Origin of the sequence: Staphylococcus felis (assembly GCF_003012915.1) — a bacterium.
GTDB lineage: Bacteria > Bacillota > Bacilli > Staphylococcales > Staphylococcaceae > Staphylococcus > Staphylococcus felis.
On record NZ_CP027770.1, the window covers coordinates 2,295,463 to 2,312,583 of the forward strand.

Consider the following 17,121-nt stretch of genomic DNA (forward strand, 5'->3'; position numbering starts at 1 on the left):
CGTTTAATCCTCCGTTATCTCCCCATATAGTTCAATCGTTCATCAATGGCATTCCCCTCATTGACGTCTGCTCTAATCCATTCTTGATCCGCATGAACATTAACGTCTAGCTTCATACGTGTTCTCGGAACATCTATCGATAAGTTATTCGTAACTAATTTATTCATCTGCGGTCTAAGCGCGTGCATATTTTGTCGCATGTCTGCTACCGCACCTAAATCGAAAGGGTTTTTACCTAGCGCTTTTTCAAACGCTTCTAAAGAAGTAGAAGCAAGCGAAGCAGAGGCTTTCATAGCTTCTTTTTTCTTACGTTCAACCCCGAGCCAGTATCCGTCGCCAAAGTCTCCGCCGAGTTTTCTCGTTTCTTTTGAAGGAGAAGCCGACCTTTGCGCTCTTCTGATTGCTCCTAACGCTGCACTTGCTAAACTACTAGCAGCTCTTACAGCCGCTCCTACCATCGATGCAATACCGTTAACGAAGCCTTGCCCGAAGTTTTGTCCTAAACCGAATGTCCCACCTATACTGCCTAATCCGCCTTTACCAGAGCTAGCGACGTTGCTTCCAGCACTTCTCGCTGCACCTGAATTACTTCCAAGACCTGAAACGAATTGACTTCCGGCTCTATTACCACCGCCACCATCTGTAGCGCTACCGAGTATTGATTGCGTTCCAGATTTGATATTATTCGAGGTACTTTTTATCGGACCGACATTACCAGACAATCCACGATTAAATTGCGAGCCTGACTTATTTCCGCCTCCGCCATCGGTAGTTGATCCGAGTGTGTTTTGTGTTCCGCCTTTGATGATGTTTGCCGTTCCAGTAATACGACCTAAGAATCCGAGTAATCCACTATTCATCTCTGAACCAGCTTTAACGCCTCCGCCACCATCTGTCGCACTTCCTAGCGTTGTTGACGTCCCAGTAACGATAGAGTTTCCAGTTTGTAAGATGTAAGCTAAGAACGATCCTAATCCTTGATTGAATGTACTTCCGGCTTTATTTCCGCCTCCACCATCAGTCGTATTAGCGAGATTAGTTTCTGTTGCTGTACTAATTCCGTTAGCTGTTTCGGCAACAAACGGATTAAGCATTGCTAATCCATCGTTCATCATCATACCGGCCTTGTTACCGCCACCACCATCAGTTGTTGACGATAAGGCTGTTTCGACTCCTAGCTTCGTTTGATTAGCCGTTTCTTTTACCGGTCCAGCACCTGTTTGCAATCCGTTGCTAAACGTGTTCATCGTTTCAGTACCTTCTGGGGTCAAATCCGCTTTGGATTGCGTTTTAAGTATTTGTTTATATTCGGATAAAAATTCCGGAACTGACACACTTCCGTTTTTCAAACCATTTAAAAGCGTCTGTATAGATTTGCGCCCTTCTTCTGTTAGATCGACTTGCGAGTTCGTTTTAAGACTAGACTCAAGCATTGTTCCGACTTCATTTACCGACAGTAATCCAGCGTTTAATCCTGCTGATAAAGTAGACATATCCTCTTGACCGATTGCCGTTAAATCTTTTTTCGCCATTTCTTGTAGACGTTGTTCAAGCATCGCTGAAAATTCTGCTATTCCGTATGATCCATCTTGCAAACCTTTTACAAATGATTCTGTTGTTACCTTACCTTTTGGACCTAAATCTACTGTAGCTCCGTCTTTAAGGCTTAGCCCAAGTTGTTTAGCAACGGCTGACACACTTTCACTGCCGTTCTTAATTCCACTTACGAATGACTCTAGCGCTTTACGTCCTTCTGGTGTCAACGAATCTTTTCCGAGAGCTGCTCGCATTTTATTAATTTGTGCAACAGCAACATCGTTAACTTTTAACGAACCATCTTGAACACCTTTGACAAACTCGTCAAGTTTCATACGTCCAACTCCGGTAATATCCACTCCTTCGAATCCGTCTTTGAATTTCGTAACGAAGTCTTTTCCGACTGCTTCGGCTGTTTCTTTAGATCCTTCTGCGATCTGCTTATATTTCTCCGGAATTTTACCGAGTGTGTCTCCTAGCTTTAAATACTCGAGAGAAGAATTTCGAAGTTTTTCATTTTCTTCGTCTAATGCTTTTGTAGCATTTTTACTCCATTTTTCTAAATCACTTTTTCCGTCAGTTAACAATCCGAGCGACTCCAACGCTTGTTTAGCGATTGGACCTTCTTCTTGCAAGATTTCTAGCAGGCGCTCTTCTTCCGCCATCAATCCTTTTGTGGCATCGATACCACTATCTTTTTCACGTGCTAGCTTCTCATGACCTCGCAAGTTTTCGATAAGGGCTTTCGTTTCTTCGGCTCGTTTTTGATTAGCGAAGTCTATTAGTATGTTTTGTTCTTCTGTCGCTAACCCACTTGCTTTTATCTGATTGATATATTCGTCATAACCTTTATTGACCTCTTTAATCGAATCAATGGTTGCTCGAGCCATTTTTGATAGAGAGTCTTGTATCTGTTGCGGACTCCCTGACGCTATAATCTCATCAAATCCAGCTTGAAGTTTTGATAGCTCTTCAGTAGAGTTTGCAAGTGCTGTACCGAATGTCTCATCCATTCCTTTAGCAGCTTGTGAGAACATACGCATACCCTCTGTCGTAATACGGCCGGTTTTATCGATATGATTGTTCATGACATCTGCCATTGTTTTCGAGAAGTCCATAGCTTGTTTCTTTGCTTCTTGATAATGTTGTTGCACTTCCGTTTTAGCTTTCTTTAAAGCGTCTAACTGCGGACCGGTAGCTCCTTCCATAAATGATTCAATCATGCCTTCCATCTGCGCTTGCTCTTTATCAAGTGCTGCTACCGTTTCTTGTGCCATCTTTTCGAACTCGGAAACAATCTTTCCACGCGTCTGTTCTGCTTCTGCTCCAGTTTGCATCTTTAGTTGCGACATATATTTCGATACATTATCTTTCATTTCGAGATACTTAGATGCAGATTTATGCGTAGTGTCATCTGAAATATGTTCAATTTGACGCATACCTTTTTCCAAAGGTCCAGCGTTGAAATAATCGGCTACCTTCTTACCGGCAAGAACTATTGCACCGAGTCCTGCTACCACACCAACGGTAACTGCTCCGGCTGGACCGAAAGCCATAAATGCCGCACCTGCTAAACCGACAACAGCCGAGGCCGCCACAATGGCTTTAGCGGCTTCTGCGAATTTTTGACCGAACCTTGTTACATCCCCCTCTGAATCGATGAACTTATCAGTGACTTGCTCGATCTTTTGTAGAATACCGTCTAGTGCACCTGCTATTTCAGATTTAGAACCGGCAATAGCGGCGCCCATATTAGCAAATATATTCCTAACACGATTCCACATCATCTGTACTTTACTAGCGAATGTTTCGAACCTCTTGTTCGATTCTTCGATTAAAGCTGTATTTTCCTTCCACGCGCCATTAGCAATTTTTTGGGCGTTTGACACTTGGTCTGTTGCACCAACTAAACGCTTTAATGTATCGACTTGTCTAAGTTCGGTAATACCTAAATCTTTAAGGATGTCGTCTAAGTTCTTACCGCCTTCCTGCGCTTGCTCCATCCCTTCAAGCATTTTGAGCAATGCGCTATATGCGTCTTCTTTCATTAAACGTGACGCATCTTCGACAGACATACCCATAATGTCCGCCCATTTCTGTGCTTCTGCACCGCCTTGTTGTAACGCAGTATTCATCTTGACCATGGTACGACTCATTGCCGAGCCACCCATTTCGGCTTTAATACCGACAGATGACATCGCAGTCGCCAACGCCATAGCGTCAGCTTCCGACATACCCATCTGATTCGCCATACCTGACAATCGTTGAGTCATTTCGAGAATCTCATCTTCGTTAGTTGAGAAGTTGTTCCCTAACGCAACTAAGGTAGCGCCGAATCGATCAACATCTCCGCTGGCTGTACCCATAACGTTCATAACACGTTGAATACCCATCGCTGCGTCTTCGGCCGATAACACAGTCGATTCTCCTAAACGAATCATTGTATCTGTAAACTCAACGACACTGTCCTTTTCAACACCTAACTGCCCTGCAACTTCAGCTACTCTTGCGATTTCTTCGTAAGACGCTGGCATGCTTGTCGCCATTTTTCTGAATGCTAAGTCCATATCACGATACTCTTTAGCCGTAGCATTAACGGTTTTCTTAACCCCCGCAAGAGCCGATTCATAAGAAGAGAACGCACTAAGCGACCCAATCATGGCCGCACCAAACGCAGCAGCCCCCGCAATTCCTGTTAAAGCGAATCCTCTTGCAGTTCTATTAAATCGGTCGAGTTGTCGCACATTTTTCGCTACTGCTTCCTCCGACTTATTATTCGCTGTTTGAAACGCGCCTAAATTAGACGTTGCTGCTGTTACGTTAGTTCGTGATACGGCACGATTAAAACTTTCGACTGCCTGTTCCGCAGCTTTAAACGAGGCTATAAAACCCGTTGCATCTGCGTGTAGCCTAGCCGCTATATCATACTTTTGTGCCATGCGTTCGCTTCCTTTCGTTATAATTTAATTCGCTCTTACTCTCCGTTTAACAATTTCTCGGCTCTTATAATCGATTGATTCCATCGTTCAATAGCTTGTGGGTTACGTTGCTTGACGTCATCCTGTACTAGCCAGTCTTCACGTTTAAAAAATTTATCGAATCGAGGGAATAACGGAGATCCGTCTTTTTTGTACTGTCCGGCAAGATTCGTCTGCCAAGCTAACATGTGAAGTTGCTCCATCTCATCGACGAATTTTTGGTGGTGTCCATCCATTAATGCCCTATATTCACACAGTTTTAAGCGTTTGATTTTTTCTATATCGTTGATATTTAAATATCGAAAACAATCGGCTATTATATCGCCGAAAGTAATCGATTTGTTTCCTGTTAATTTACTTCCTGATTCGGCTCTGGAACTTCCGGATTTAGGATATGGTCGTACAAACCCACTTTTGACAACTCCTCTACACAAAGTTGCCCCAGTTTTTGAAAACCACCAACTTCCAGCGCTTTATCTGACACTGATCTTTGAATATCTTTACGATTGTAGGAAACTGTTTTGACATCTTTCAATCCTGCTTCAAAAAACTCAACTAAACCACGTAAATCTGCTCCGATTAATTTCGGATAAATTGAAGCTACACCTACACCAAATTCAATTTCTGTATAACCGCCAAGAGATTGCGTTAATGAATATTTTTCATCTAATGCGATTGCAAAGCCGATGTCTAAATCTAATTCGTATACCTTATTTTTTAATGTGATTTTCATAATATACATCCTCCGTATTTTCGTTTTACGGCACACCACATGCCGTTTAGTTTTATTCGAATAAATAATAAGAATTAAAGCGGAATGACGTTAATCACTCCGCTATTAAATTACGCCTCACTAAGACCTAACCCAGAACTCAAATCCTCGTCTTGGTCATCAGAATCGGCCACTGAACCACCAGCTAATTGACCGAAATCGTTAAACGCGTATTGAACTGCTGCAAATTGTTCTGGCGTCAACGTAACTTCGCCATCTTGTGGCGTTAAGTTTACGTTAAACGTAGATGATAATTCCGTGTAGTTATCGTTTGAAGAAGTTCGGTTAAAGTTGCTTAACGTACCTTGAACGTACGTTGCTGGGTACTTACCATTTTTGCTTTCTTCGGTAATGTCAACTTCCCACGCCTGAATTTCTTCTCCCTTACGGTAAGATTCTTTAAGCAATTGATACGTTTTATTATCTCGAACTACGTAGCAAGTGAATTCGATATTTGCGTTTTCTTCTCCTACACCTTTCAATACACCGTCTTTAGTTGATTCTTCGATAGTTTCTCGCTCACTGTTAAAGGTGTGTTCCGTTTGGAATGCTAAGCGCAATTTATTCCCATCAGTTGTAGCATCATCTTTCGCTTGGAAAAATAATACCGTTTTAGATCCTTTAGATACTGCCATTAAATAAAACCTCCGTTAACTTATAGTTTTAATTTCGTTTAAAATGTGCCAAAGGAATGGACACGTCTATATAAAGGCGATGTGTGTTGGATAAATCTTCGGATCTGGTCCCGGTCATTATATTCGACACACCGTTTATATGTTCAATTGAAAATGTTCCAACCTTCTCATATTCGCTACTATATAGCGGTATATTCGCATACATTAAAATATCCATTACAGATTTATGATTGTGTGATAGCTCGGTTAAATTGAGACCATGTATACCGATATTTAAAAATACATCTTCGTGAATTAATTCTTTTGACTTAGTTAACTCGTTGAAATTACTATTCACATACTCGATTTCAATGTAACCATAGTCAGACGGCCTCTTGTATCCGAAATATCTCCAAATTGTTTTGACTCCTGTTTTATCTTCGATGTATTTCTTTAAACTTCCGATAAACTCAAAGTATGTTATCTCCACGTGCTTGCTACCGCCTTTCGAATACGTCTTTCGAACTTACCTCTCAACGCGTTAACATTACGTGTGATATAGTACCGCTTTGTGGAATGCTCGAAGTTCTGACGCCATACATACGGAACACCATCGAGATCTAATGCCGTATCATGAACTAAGAACGAAGTATGTCGATAAGAGTTTGCTAATGACTGCCTCAACGCTCCTGTCAGAATGGGAGCATCATTCGCCATATTAATAGCTAACTCACGCGCCATCTCCCCTATTTCCTTGTCCACGTTTTGGGTTGCTTGCGTAGCTTTGAACGAATTTACGTTTGCTCGCAATCGTTTCATTCCGATTAGTTTAATTCCACCCTTGATACTAAATCACTCGCTTTCCAACGAACTCCCAACGGGTTGTCATTTCCCCAATACCTTTAGGATCGTGAGACACAACTTCGTATAAAATATCGTCATGTAATAACTTCGTAATTGTACGTGGATCTTCATCATGTTCGAACTCGTCAACATCAATCGAGAACCAAACGTCTCCTTCGATAATCTCCCCGCCATCATAGATACGACGTTCCGCAGCAACACGAGAAGTTCTATCAGTCACTACCGAAGACACTTCTTTCGTAACCTGCGTTAATGTCAACTCTCCTGTGAAAGGATTCTCTACACCATGAGAAGTCATCGTTATTTCAACATACTGCGTTCTGTTAGCGATAAGCTCTGCTCTATTCGATTTAATATATTGCAAATCTTCTTCTGTCAACATATCGCTACACCTCGCCCGTTAATTCGATTAGTTCTAGCCATGATGTGCATTGAGGATGAGGGAAATATATTTTAGCGTCATGCGTTTTAAAAACGCCTTGACCCTTTCCGTATTTATCTTCATGAGCGTATTTGTAGCATTCATGAAAACGTCGTCTAGGATGTCGTGGGAATGATTCGTGAATCTTAATCCACGTTAATTCGTTTTCTTCCGCTATCTTACCGACTTGCTTTCGATATGCGTTAAAAGTTTCTGTCGTAACTAGTCGCCTAAGCTCCCACTCTTTACCGTTGAATACATCATGTACTTCATTTATTGTTTCTGATACCGTATATCCTTTATTAATCGACTGCCTAATGCGTTTGTGTAAGTCATCTGTATAAGACATTGCTCTAAATTCGGTGCGGTCTTTCAGCGTCAGTCCATCAGCGCCTTGTTGGTCGATAAATGTTTTTGGCGTTATCCTAGCTTTCTTAACAACGCTATCATAGTTCTCTGATAGGTTATCAACCGTAAGGGCAATTGCGAGCTCTAATGGCAGTAAAACTCCGTCGTATATCATATTAGAGGCTTTACGCTCTAACTTTCTTAGCTCATTGAGGATCGTTCTTAGTTTTCTCCTATCAACGACGTCTTTACTGATTGTAGAGCCATCAGAGAGGGTTATCGTCTGCTTAACAGAATTGTCATTCAATATTGCTATAACACTACTTATAAGCGCAGAAATGTTCTCGACAATCTTTTCTTCATACTCTATAGATAACTGGTCTATTTGCTCCGCCAAATCTCTCATCGATCTAACCACCCAACCCGTGTACGAACGACGAATCTCGAACCGTACTCGTTTTTGTCGTCATTGTACTTCGCTAATTCAGTCTGCCAACGTCTGTATAAATCGTTTGCATACTGCCTGAAAGCGTCGAATTGTTTCGATTTATCAACCATTTCTTCCCCGTCTTGATATCGGAAGCCTTTTCTCGCTTCGCTTGCGTCTTTATCCGCTTCTCTATATTCATGATACAAACGAATTAAATACATCTGGTGTTTGTCGTACGATGTGCCGTTTACAATAGAAAAGTCGTTAGCGATGATATACTCGGTCGCTATGCTTTCATCAACTTGTAATTCGTTTGCTACCTCCGTTATATTCATACTAACGACTCCCTTTTAGATTTAATTATCGCTCTGCTCTTTCGTTTTGGTATTTCTTCGTTTAGCTTGTGTCTTTTTAGTCGAATCCTTTGCCGACTTTGCTCCTTCGACTTCCTTAACATAGCCAATCTTAGAAAATCTTTCGACGTCTTTTTCGTCTAATTCGATAACAGAACCGACAGGATTACTGTCGATTACTGCTAACGTCTTAACCTTTATTTTCGCCATCTATTACTCACCGATAACGTCGGCATGTAATAGTAACGATGGTTTTTCTAGCACAACGAATCCAGATTCTGCAACTTCGATAATAGAGCGCTTAGGAGTACGCTCATCGTATGCTTCTAACGTTGCTACCGGATTCATAGCATCATCATCTGGGTTCGGTCCAGTTACAAAGTTTCCTACACCGCTAGAAATGAAGACAACACGATTTTCCGGGAATACTTCGATAGTTTCGTTTTCTCCCGTGTAAATATCGTTTACAGTGATTGATGTTTCATCAACGATTTGAATTGACGGTAATCCAAATGAAGCCAGCACTTCATTTAACTGCGTTTCAGAAACACGCGATGACCCTACAGGACGGTCTGCTTCTGCGATGATATTCTTATTTTTAGTCAACTTGTTGTATACCGAACGAGTTAATAGGATAGCATCCGCTTGCTTACCACCGTTTGAATCACGGTATTTACGATCCCATTCTAATAAGTCTCCGATAACATCTCGATCTAATTCATCCCAGTCATTTCCAGTAGTTAACGCAATTTTATGATCATCAGGGATTCCGTAGTCTAACTCAATTTTTACTCCGTTTTTGTCGTAAGAGTTTTTACCGAAAGCAACAGCTTTTAGCTTTTCGACTTTCTTACGCAATTTTAAATACTGAACTAAATCGTCAGCACGATTTAAAAGTTTATTGATACGGTTTTGCTCGTCAGCGTTGTTACGTGCGTTTGCAATTTCGTATAGCTCTTCGATTGTAATTATGTCTTTCAAACCAAAGTGAGCCATTTCAACCATTTTTTGTGCCGATTGATGACGGTCCACGACTGGTTTTTCTGCGCCTAATCCAATCATCGCTGCGATATGTTGCTTACGTTGTATAATGTCGTACGCGAATCGAATATCGTATGTTACTTCGTTTCCTACATAGGTATGGATAAAGTCTTGTGTCTCGTCTTTTAACGACTCTTCCAGCAACCCTTTTAAGACAGGCTTTTGGAACTCTTTATAATTTAAGATACTTGCCATTATTTACTCCACCTTTTAATTCTTTTTTATTTCGTTTCCAAGGGTATTATTACTTGTTAGCAGTGTGATTAACATAATGAATGTTTTGATTCGCTAACTTAAATGCGTCTGGCACTTTTACAGGTAATTTAGCTTCGTATACAGAACCTTCGATAATGACTGCGCCGAACACTGCGTCTGTTTCGCCATCGTGGTCATAATCTTCGTTTAAGATGTAGAAGTTATCGTAATCCGTTGGTAATCCACCCTCTAATCCTTCATTAAAAGGTTCGTATTTACCAGTAGTCTTATTGCGCGCAATCAATGTCCCAACTTCAATAACACCTTTCGGAAATTTTGTGCCGTCAATGGTTGCGCCTCCGTGTACGTATTGAACGTGCTCTGACGCTAAAATGTTCTTACCGCCTCTAAATTGAGTTTGGCTTTGTTTTAAAGTGTATGCCATTTAGAAAACTCCTTTATTGTTTTTTGATAGACTTGAACAACTGTCGTCCATAGTCTTCGTCGCTTACTTCCGTCTCTGTTTTACTTTCGCCGAATCCAGCTGATGGGTCTTTCTGTTGGCTTGATTTTACTAAAGCGAAATCTTCGTAAACTGATTCGATGGAACTATCGATTTCTTCATCGGATTCTCCTACGACGTATTTTGAGTAGCGTTTAACCTCTTCTGTTGTCAATCCTTTTTCAGATAATTTAGACTCGATTATCTCTTTACGTTCACGCTCTTTTTCTTTCGACTCGTATTCGGCAATCTTGGCGTTAGCTTTATCAAGCAATTGGCGATAGTCCTCTTTTTCTTCGAGTTCCTTACGCTCTAACTCTTCACGTTCTTTTTCAGCTTTACGCTCCTGCTTCTCTCGCTCTTCCTTACGAATCTTAGCAGCCAAAGCATCCATATCTTCTTGCGTGAATGTTTTCTCGGTTACTGTTCTTACCTCTTCGGATTGAACGTCTTTTTCATTGTCGTCAGTCGATGTTTGTTCTGGATTACCATCTTCGCCTTTGCCTCCATCCGCAAAGAACTGTAAATTAAACCCGTTTATAAATAGTTTTTTATTCGTTTTTACCATCGTTAAATCTCCTTTACTGTGTTTTTACCTAGTCTCATCAGACTATAAAAGCCGTTTAGTTTAGCGACTTAACGTTCGGTCAGTAATAGTTATGCGTTATTTTCTATATCGTCACTCTCGATGTCTAGCTCTTTTTCGACTGCTCCTAACAATTCTTCTTCCTTGTTATTAGAGAGCATCTGTCTTTCATTATATGGATCGTTCATATTAATACGTTCCATATTTTCTTCGTATATCTCTTGCTCTTTATCTTCGGGATTCTTAACTCCTAAACGCTTCATACCATTTTTATGAGATTCCAATCCTGCGTCAATCTCTTTAGTTACTAAGTCAACTAAGTTTTCTCTGTCGTCTGGTAACGGAAGGATAAACTTCATTTGAGCGTTTAGATTATCCTTGTCGATCTTACTAACTATCGACTTATCGTATGCGAAATTATTGCTGATCGTTCTAGCTTGTAAGTAACCTATTGTTTTCGAAAACAATTCGATGAAATGAATATTCCACAACAGCCAATGTTCTTGCGTTTCTTGTATAATGTCTTGATATAATACTTGTAACGCTCTATCATTCATACCACCGAAATTTAGTTCTTGTGGCACAATCATCGGCAACCCACTCAATTCATGTAACGCCGACTTAACACGATTGTATTGATCCTTATACGCTTCTTTCCAACGAAATCCATTCTCTACTGTTTCGACGTCTGCCGCATGAGAAGAGTTGTGACTTGCGTTAATCTTTAATAACGCTCCCGGTGCGATTTTTAAATCTTCCGATTCGGGAATCTCGGCGTTTTTTACAACTGTCATTCCAAACATTTCGAATTTAAGTGAATCGTTGGCGTCCTCCATCATGTTGTTTAATATTCGTGTTAATATCTTCATGTCTTCTAAATCGTCAAAATGAGTCGTTTCAGTTTTTAACGCATCTACATTGAAGATAACAATCGGAACAAAATCGAACCCAAGATATGTCTTTTTCGTCAATACGGTTTTAATTTCTAGCTTTTCATCGTACACGATTTCACTAAACCAACAATCGCTATAATCCTCTTCCAATCTAAACGACTGCCTCACGTACTCCGTCTTTTCTGGATCGTCCGAATCTTCTCTCGGAATGATAATATCGCAACCAATTAATTCGTCGAAGCCATCTCGTGAGTATATTGGGAATACCTCTGTTGCTTTATGCCATATCCAATGAACTCGCCCAGTACGCTTATTAAACGCTAGCTTAACTGCTATGCTTCCTGCAATCAGTCTATCACGAGCAATTTGCATTTTCTTAGCGTTCATGTCATTATCGTTCCACAACTGATGTAGAAGTCGTTCAGTATCTTGTGCTAGTTTTACATCTTTATCGTTGTCAGATGCAGGTTCAACATCTATTCCATGATCGCCAGCCATCTGCCAACGTGATTTACGCTTGATGAACGCTTTAAAGTAGTTCGTCCAGTATTTAGTTGGATCATAATCTAAGTCGCTAGGTTTCTTTTTATCGGTGGAGTAAATATAATTACCATCGTCGTCCAACTCTTGTTTACCGTTATAGTAATCGTAATTACCTCTTATCTTCTTTATACGTTCAATTTCCCGTTTTCCGGTCGAACCGCTTGGAGAATCTTCAAGTATCTTATCGATAACTTGCGGAGTCATAATATCGTAATTATTCATAGCCAATCGTTTTCCCCTCCTTTATCTAGCACGTTGTAACATACGTCCATACTTAGCGTATTTAAGTGTTCTCGTTTCGTCTAAGCCACTTCCATAATAATAGTTTCCGATAACAGAAACTTCTCCAGACAAACGCTTTGTAGCGATGTTATAGGCCATTTCACAAGCGTCTATCATATCGTCGTTAGGACTCATCGGGTACATTTCATATTGATCGATTAAGTCCGTTTGATCCTTCTTAAACCTTACTCTTCCGTTATTAACGTCAGGAGACATTGCCTCAATACGTAACGATTTTCTTGTTCTCTGCTTAACCGATACAAGTCTCAAATGTGCCGGATAACCAATGTCGATTAATTTATCGGACAACGTATCTGCAAAAAACTCTTGCGCCATTTGTGTCTCAACTGCAATGTTTTCGTATTGGTAATATTTCACTCGCTCGACTATAGCTTTGATAAAGTCTTTCGGATGTACCCTCTCGTTGTATACATCAACGACGTAACAAACGTCGCTTTCAGTATTTCTCGCCAGTGTGATTATCGAACTAAAATCGCCTTTTTCTTTTCCCATCGCAAAATCAATGCCGCAATAATATTCAAGATTCTTACCGTTAAGTTCGGATTCGTCATAGTAAGCGAATTGATCAACTTTGAATATTTGACGTTCCTCGTCTGTAGGCTCATTTTGATACTCTTGGTTGAACGATTTAGCACCCATGTTCGTCATTTGAATAACGAACCAATAGTAGTCGTAATATTCCGCCCACAATAACTTGACGCCTTTATCCATTTCAGCTTTGTTATCTTCGTAGAATGCTTCTGCTTTCTGCGTTGCGTCTGGCTCATCAGCTAAGTATATCTCACGCCATTTTGACCATAACTCCGTATTATCTGGAAAAGACTCAACCGCTCTATATCTCCGACTTTCAAATCGTTTATCTTTGCGGAGTGTTTTATCAAGCAAACTATCGTAACAAAGAACCGTTCCTAAGTATATGGCAGACCCATTCTTAGCTAAAGCCGGCAATGCAGCTTCGTTAAACCATGATTGAGTCTTACGCATTTGTTCTGGCGTTGATACGTTCTCCGCACCCTCTAAGTCGTCAAATACCATAAGTTCCGGACGACTTTTTCCGTACCTCATACCACGCATTTGTCCTCCAGCGCCTCGTGCCATTATTTTCACACCATTAAGCGTTACATACTCTTGCTTGTTATCAAGTTCGTTTTTCGAGGGACTTTCATGTAACAATCGTCCGAAATCATTTATCAGCTTCTCGTTGAATTTAAATTGGCGATTACCCCACGTAATAAAAGTTCCTGCCATGTCAGCCGTTTCTGAAACGATAACCATGAATTGTCGATGCTTATACACAGCTTGATGTACCGGGAAAATATTCGAACCATAAGCTGTTTTTGCATGTCGTCGAGGGCATGCCCAAGCGATGTTATCCTTTTTCTCTCCGCTTGCTACTTTCGATAACATTCCCGTCAATTCCTTATGGAACTGTGACATGTTATCGTAATTACTGCCGTTAGGGATTAAATTTTCATCATTTTCAGGGTTACCGTCGTCCGAAAAGTATTCTACCGAAAACCTTGCGACATCATATTCACAATCATTTATTCGGTGCAGCTGCTTTAATTGCTCGTCAACGATAAAGAAGCGCTCAACTTGACGCGTAGTAGCCGTTCCCTTCTCGACTAATTGCATAAGTAGTGTTAGTTCTTCCGTAAGCACCTCAACAAGTTTCAACCGCTCTTCCCGAGTCTTTAGGAATCCTTGATCGTTTAGCGCTACGTTTTGAACATTACTCATGTTTATGCTCCTCAACGTTTACTAATCGTCTTTCGCTAGGTATATAAGGAACTTCTTCGACTTGTTTAAGCTGTCTGACACGTTCTTGGGCATCACTAAGGTTAAAAGTTACATTGACGGAATCTTTGCTTGCAGAGCCTTGATCGCCAAGCACTCCTGATACCTTGGCATATAGGTCAAGCATCTTCGTGGATGGGTTTCGTTTGACTAGGTTAGCAATTAACGACGCAGCAAACTTCGGCATGTGTTTATTTAAGTGACGTATAGACAACGTGGCTACGTAGTCGAGGTATCTGTCGTCTTGATTCCACCGATAATATGTTGTTCTATTAACGCCTATCTCGTCCGCTATTTCTTGTGTTTTTAATCTCGGCACTTCTTCCGGGTCGAGCTGGCTTTCGATTAAGTTTTCTACGTACAGCTCGGCTGCTTTCTTCTGTTGTTCAGACAAGTCATCGAAATTGTCTTTTGCCACGCCGTCTGCCTCCTTTCGTTTTTGAATTACTTAGTTATGTATATCATCCGAAACATGGACCGCCTTGCTTATAGTGTCGACAGTTGTCTCGGACGAATTCGGCACAACCGAACATACTTCGATGCTTAACCCCTCCGTATGTTTGTGTTTTACCGATATGTATTTTAGTACTATTCCGAATATGTTATTTTTAAAATGTATATTTGGACAATACTTACTTCGTTATATAAAATATTACCGATAAGTAAGTAGGTACATGAGTGAACTTTAGTTCACGAATGTTTGTCGATAGACAAGTATATATCCGTCTATATATCGATAGACATATCTATCCTTAAACCTAAAATCTTTAATTTCGAGCAAGTCGAAATTGCGAGTAATTCTTAAACCGTTTAATTACTTTATCGAAGGAATATCTTTAACGTGTTAGATATGAACGAAATTAGCTTTAAAGCCAATTACGAATATATAACGTAAAGCCTCTAAAAAAGAGGTTTACTTTTCCGTATAAATGCACAAACTTTTTTCGGTAAAATTTTACACCACAGTCAAACTTCAACTCTCCCAACCAGTTTAGGACTTTTTAAAATAAAATTTAGGTTAACCTAAACTGTGCATAACTTTTTACACACCTTCAAAACAACTTTACAAATAACTCCAATGATTACATATTATCACTTTTATAGTAGCAGATTTAGGGTGCTCGAACTTCTAAAATTCAAATAAAACATCACAAAAAGTCGAGGAACTTTATTAAATATGTCTAAAATATGACGATTGTTTACGAATTTTCCTTTTTAAGATTAAGTTTTCATTACATTTTTATTAAAATTTATTCACAATTATTTGTGCAACATTTTGCCAACCATTCGGCATTAGATTTCCGTTCCGAACATACCTATGTATATTCGGAGAAAATCAATGCCAACGTTATCGGAACAACATTTGACGCAATCTTTATTGACCCATAAGCGCTTATAAAAAACGGACATTACTCTCCGTAACAAAACCTACCGAAATCTATTTTCGTTGCATAATAAGTCGAATTTTCATGTTTAAATACGTTAATTTACACAGAAATATGACCCCGAGTTATAGAAATTTACCGAAAATTTTTACCGTTAGGGAAGTTAAAGAGCTTTTTTCATCTTTTAATTTACGTTGGATTAAGCTAATCTTATTGATAAGGAGGGAGCAAAAGTGATAATTAGTGAATTTTTAAATATAGGGATGTGTTTAAGATAAGAATACGAGATAAAATTGACGATTTCATGCGTGAAAAAATACATTTAGCCATCTTTACCATGTTTTTCGGAGTAGTTTTCTTTATCGCCTATCATATTTTATATGGCAATATATCAATAGATGATTTAATCGCTTATTTACTGTCGCTAGTAAGCCTTATTTTTATACTTTATGTTCAATTTTTGCACTCTAACGATAAAGTGGTCGCTAGACAGCGTGAAATCCTCCGATTAGAGCGTAAATTCGAGCTCGAAAAACATAAAGAAGAGCGGATTCTACTTATTTTTGACGTATATACAGCTGTATTACGTTCAAATTTCGAAGAATTTGACGGTAAAAAGAGCGGAATTCCTCGTCTTTACGATGATATTTCCGATTATATTAGTGTGATACAGGATAATTTTACTGATGCAGTTATCGAATCTGACTCTACAAAAGTTTTTTCTATCGTTCAAAGACTTAATTTAGCTTTTTTATGCCGTAGTATAGCCGTTACAGCGCTTAAAAACTCCGATAACAATGAACTTTACTTCGAAAAAATACGTGAAGTTAAGACGATTCTACAAGAATTAGCAACACCGTTGAAGGAAAAGCGTGAGAGCAGGGAAAAAGATGATTAAAAAGCGCATAATATTCGCATTTGTAACCACGTTTCTTCTCATAGTAGTTCTTTCGGCATATTTTAGCTCTTTCTTAGTCGGTATTGTCGCTACATGGCTAACTGCTTTCGGAACTATTGGCGCAGTTATTCTAGCACTATGGCAGTCGCAGAAAGCAGAACGACGTGCTATCGAAGAGAAAGATCGTTTAGATAGGGACACAATTATGTTAATAGATACTATTTTAGCGTCTAAAGCAGATTATTTAATTGGAATAAAGCTACAAAGAGATAATATGCCTAATAGTACAGAACCATACAATAAGGCTTTATTCATAATTGAATGTGAGAAAAATCAATTTGTTAAGCGTTTAGAAGACTATAGCGATGAGTTAGTGTCACTATCGCGTACTTTCGGAAACAATTTAAATTCAAATAGCATTGCTAAAACCGCTACTATTCTCACGATGATCCAAAACGCTAAGCTATCGTTTTATAATGCCTTAGAGGCTATTGGCGATTTTAGATGCCAAGAAATAACAGACACTGAATTAATTAAGGAGCTTGATTATGATATTCAAATAATATCAAAGTCTTTAGAGCTCATAGACGAAGGACTACACAGAACTTCGCCCAAATCTCGATAAAACCATTTGATTTTCGTTATATTTTCGTTTATAATAA

At 39.6% G+C, this 17,121-nt stretch carries 16 protein-coding genes; 2 read left to right on the plus strand and 14 right to left on the minus strand.

Going from position 1 to position 17,121, the window contains the following annotated elements; all coding sequences use genetic code 11:
- Positions 1–14: 14 nt before the first annotated feature.
- From C7J90_RS10790 to C7J90_RS10865, 14 genes are all read right to left on the minus strand, one after another.
- Complete coding sequence (locus C7J90_RS10790) at positions 15–4,475, minus strand: phage tail tape measure protein (RefSeq protein WP_103207905.1); 4,461 nt, start codon at positions 4,473–4,475, stop codon at positions 15–17.
- Between the two features lie 388 nt (positions 4,476–4,863).
- On the minus strand, positions 4,864–5,247 hold the full coding sequence (locus tag C7J90_RS10800) for a tail assembly chaperone (RefSeq protein WP_158701926.1): 384 nt from the start codon (positions 5,245–5,247) through the stop codon (positions 4,864–4,866).
- A gap of 110 nt (positions 5,248–5,357) precedes the next feature.
- The gene (locus C7J90_RS10805) at positions 5,358–5,921 is read right to left on the minus strand and encodes a phage major tail protein, TP901-1 family (protein WP_103207909.1); all 564 of its coding nucleotides are present in this window, start codon (positions 5,919–5,921) and stop codon (positions 5,358–5,360) included.
- A gap of 28 nt (positions 5,922–5,949) precedes the next feature.
- Positions 5,950–6,390, minus strand: a complete 441-nt coding sequence (locus C7J90_RS10810) for a hypothetical protein (RefSeq protein WP_103207911.1) — start codon at positions 6,388–6,390, stop codon at positions 5,950–5,952.
- 357 nt (positions 6,391–6,747) lie between these two features.
- Positions 6,748–7,146, minus strand: a complete 399-nt coding sequence (locus C7J90_RS10820) for a hypothetical protein (RefSeq protein ID WP_103207914.1) — start codon at positions 7,144–7,146, stop codon at positions 6,748–6,750.
- Positions 7,147–7,150: 4 nt separating this feature from the next.
- Positions 7,151–7,708: a hypothetical protein gene (locus C7J90_RS10825; protein ID WP_142380699.1), complete on the minus strand. Its 558-nt coding sequence runs from the start codon at positions 7,706–7,708 to the stop codon at positions 7,151–7,153.
- Between the two features lie 227 nt (positions 7,709–7,935).
- Entirely contained in the window at positions 7,936–8,298 is a 363-nt protein-coding gene (locus C7J90_RS10830) for a hypothetical protein (RefSeq protein WP_103207917.1), read from the minus strand.
- Between the two features lie 21 nt (positions 8,299–8,319).
- A complete protein-coding gene (locus C7J90_RS10835) occupies positions 8,320–8,526 on the minus strand; it encodes a hypothetical protein (protein ID WP_103207919.1) in 207 nt (68 codons plus the stop codon).
- A 3-nt stretch (positions 8,527–8,529) separates the two neighbouring features.
- Positions 8,530–9,552 carry a major capsid protein gene (locus tag C7J90_RS10840; RefSeq protein WP_103207920.1) on the minus strand — a complete coding sequence of 341 codons (1,023 nt, stop codon included), beginning with the start codon at positions 9,550–9,552 and terminating at the stop codon, positions 8,530–8,532.
- Between the two features lie 49 nt (positions 9,553–9,601).
- Positions 9,602–9,997, minus strand: a complete 396-nt coding sequence (locus C7J90_RS10845) for a hypothetical protein (protein WP_103207922.1) — start codon at positions 9,995–9,997, stop codon at positions 9,602–9,604.
- A 13-nt stretch (positions 9,998–10,010) separates the two neighbouring features.
- Positions 10,011–10,622 (minus strand): hypothetical protein, encoded by a 612-nt coding sequence (locus C7J90_RS10850; protein WP_103207923.1) that lies wholly within the window; start codon positions 10,620–10,622, stop codon positions 10,011–10,013.
- 89 nt (positions 10,623–10,711) lie between these two features.
- Positions 10,712–12,304, minus strand: coding sequence for a phage portal protein (locus tag C7J90_RS10855; RefSeq protein ID WP_103207924.1), 1,593 nt, complete (start codon positions 12,302–12,304; stop codon positions 10,712–10,714).
- 15 nt (positions 12,305–12,319) lie between these two features.
- Positions 12,320–14,119, minus strand: coding sequence for a phage terminase large subunit (terL, locus tag C7J90_RS10860; protein ID WP_103207926.1), 1,800 nt, complete (start codon positions 14,117–14,119; stop codon positions 12,320–12,322).
- The gene (locus C7J90_RS10865; RefSeq protein WP_158701927.1) at positions 14,112–14,594 is read right to left on the minus strand and encodes a phBC6A51 family helix-turn-helix protein; all 483 of its coding nucleotides are present in this window, start codon (positions 14,592–14,594) and stop codon (positions 14,112–14,114) included. Before C7J90_RS10865 ends, terL begins: the two co-directional genes overlap by 8 nt.
- Positions 14,595–15,865: 1,271 nt before the next feature.
- Between C7J90_RS10865 and C7J90_RS10870 the strand changes: the two genes are divergently transcribed.
- Both C7J90_RS10870 and C7J90_RS10875 read left to right on the plus strand, forming a co-directional pair.
- On the plus strand, positions 15,866–16,459 hold the full coding sequence (locus tag C7J90_RS10870) for a hypothetical protein (protein WP_106465147.1): 594 nt from the start codon (positions 15,866–15,868) through the stop codon (positions 16,457–16,459).
- On the plus strand, positions 16,452–17,084 hold the full coding sequence (locus C7J90_RS10875) for a hypothetical protein (protein ID WP_103207930.1): 633 nt from the start codon (positions 16,452–16,454) through the stop codon (positions 17,082–17,084). The genes C7J90_RS10870 and C7J90_RS10875 overlap by 8 nt, the downstream gene beginning before the upstream one ends.
- Positions 17,085–17,121: the final 37 nt, after the last annotated feature.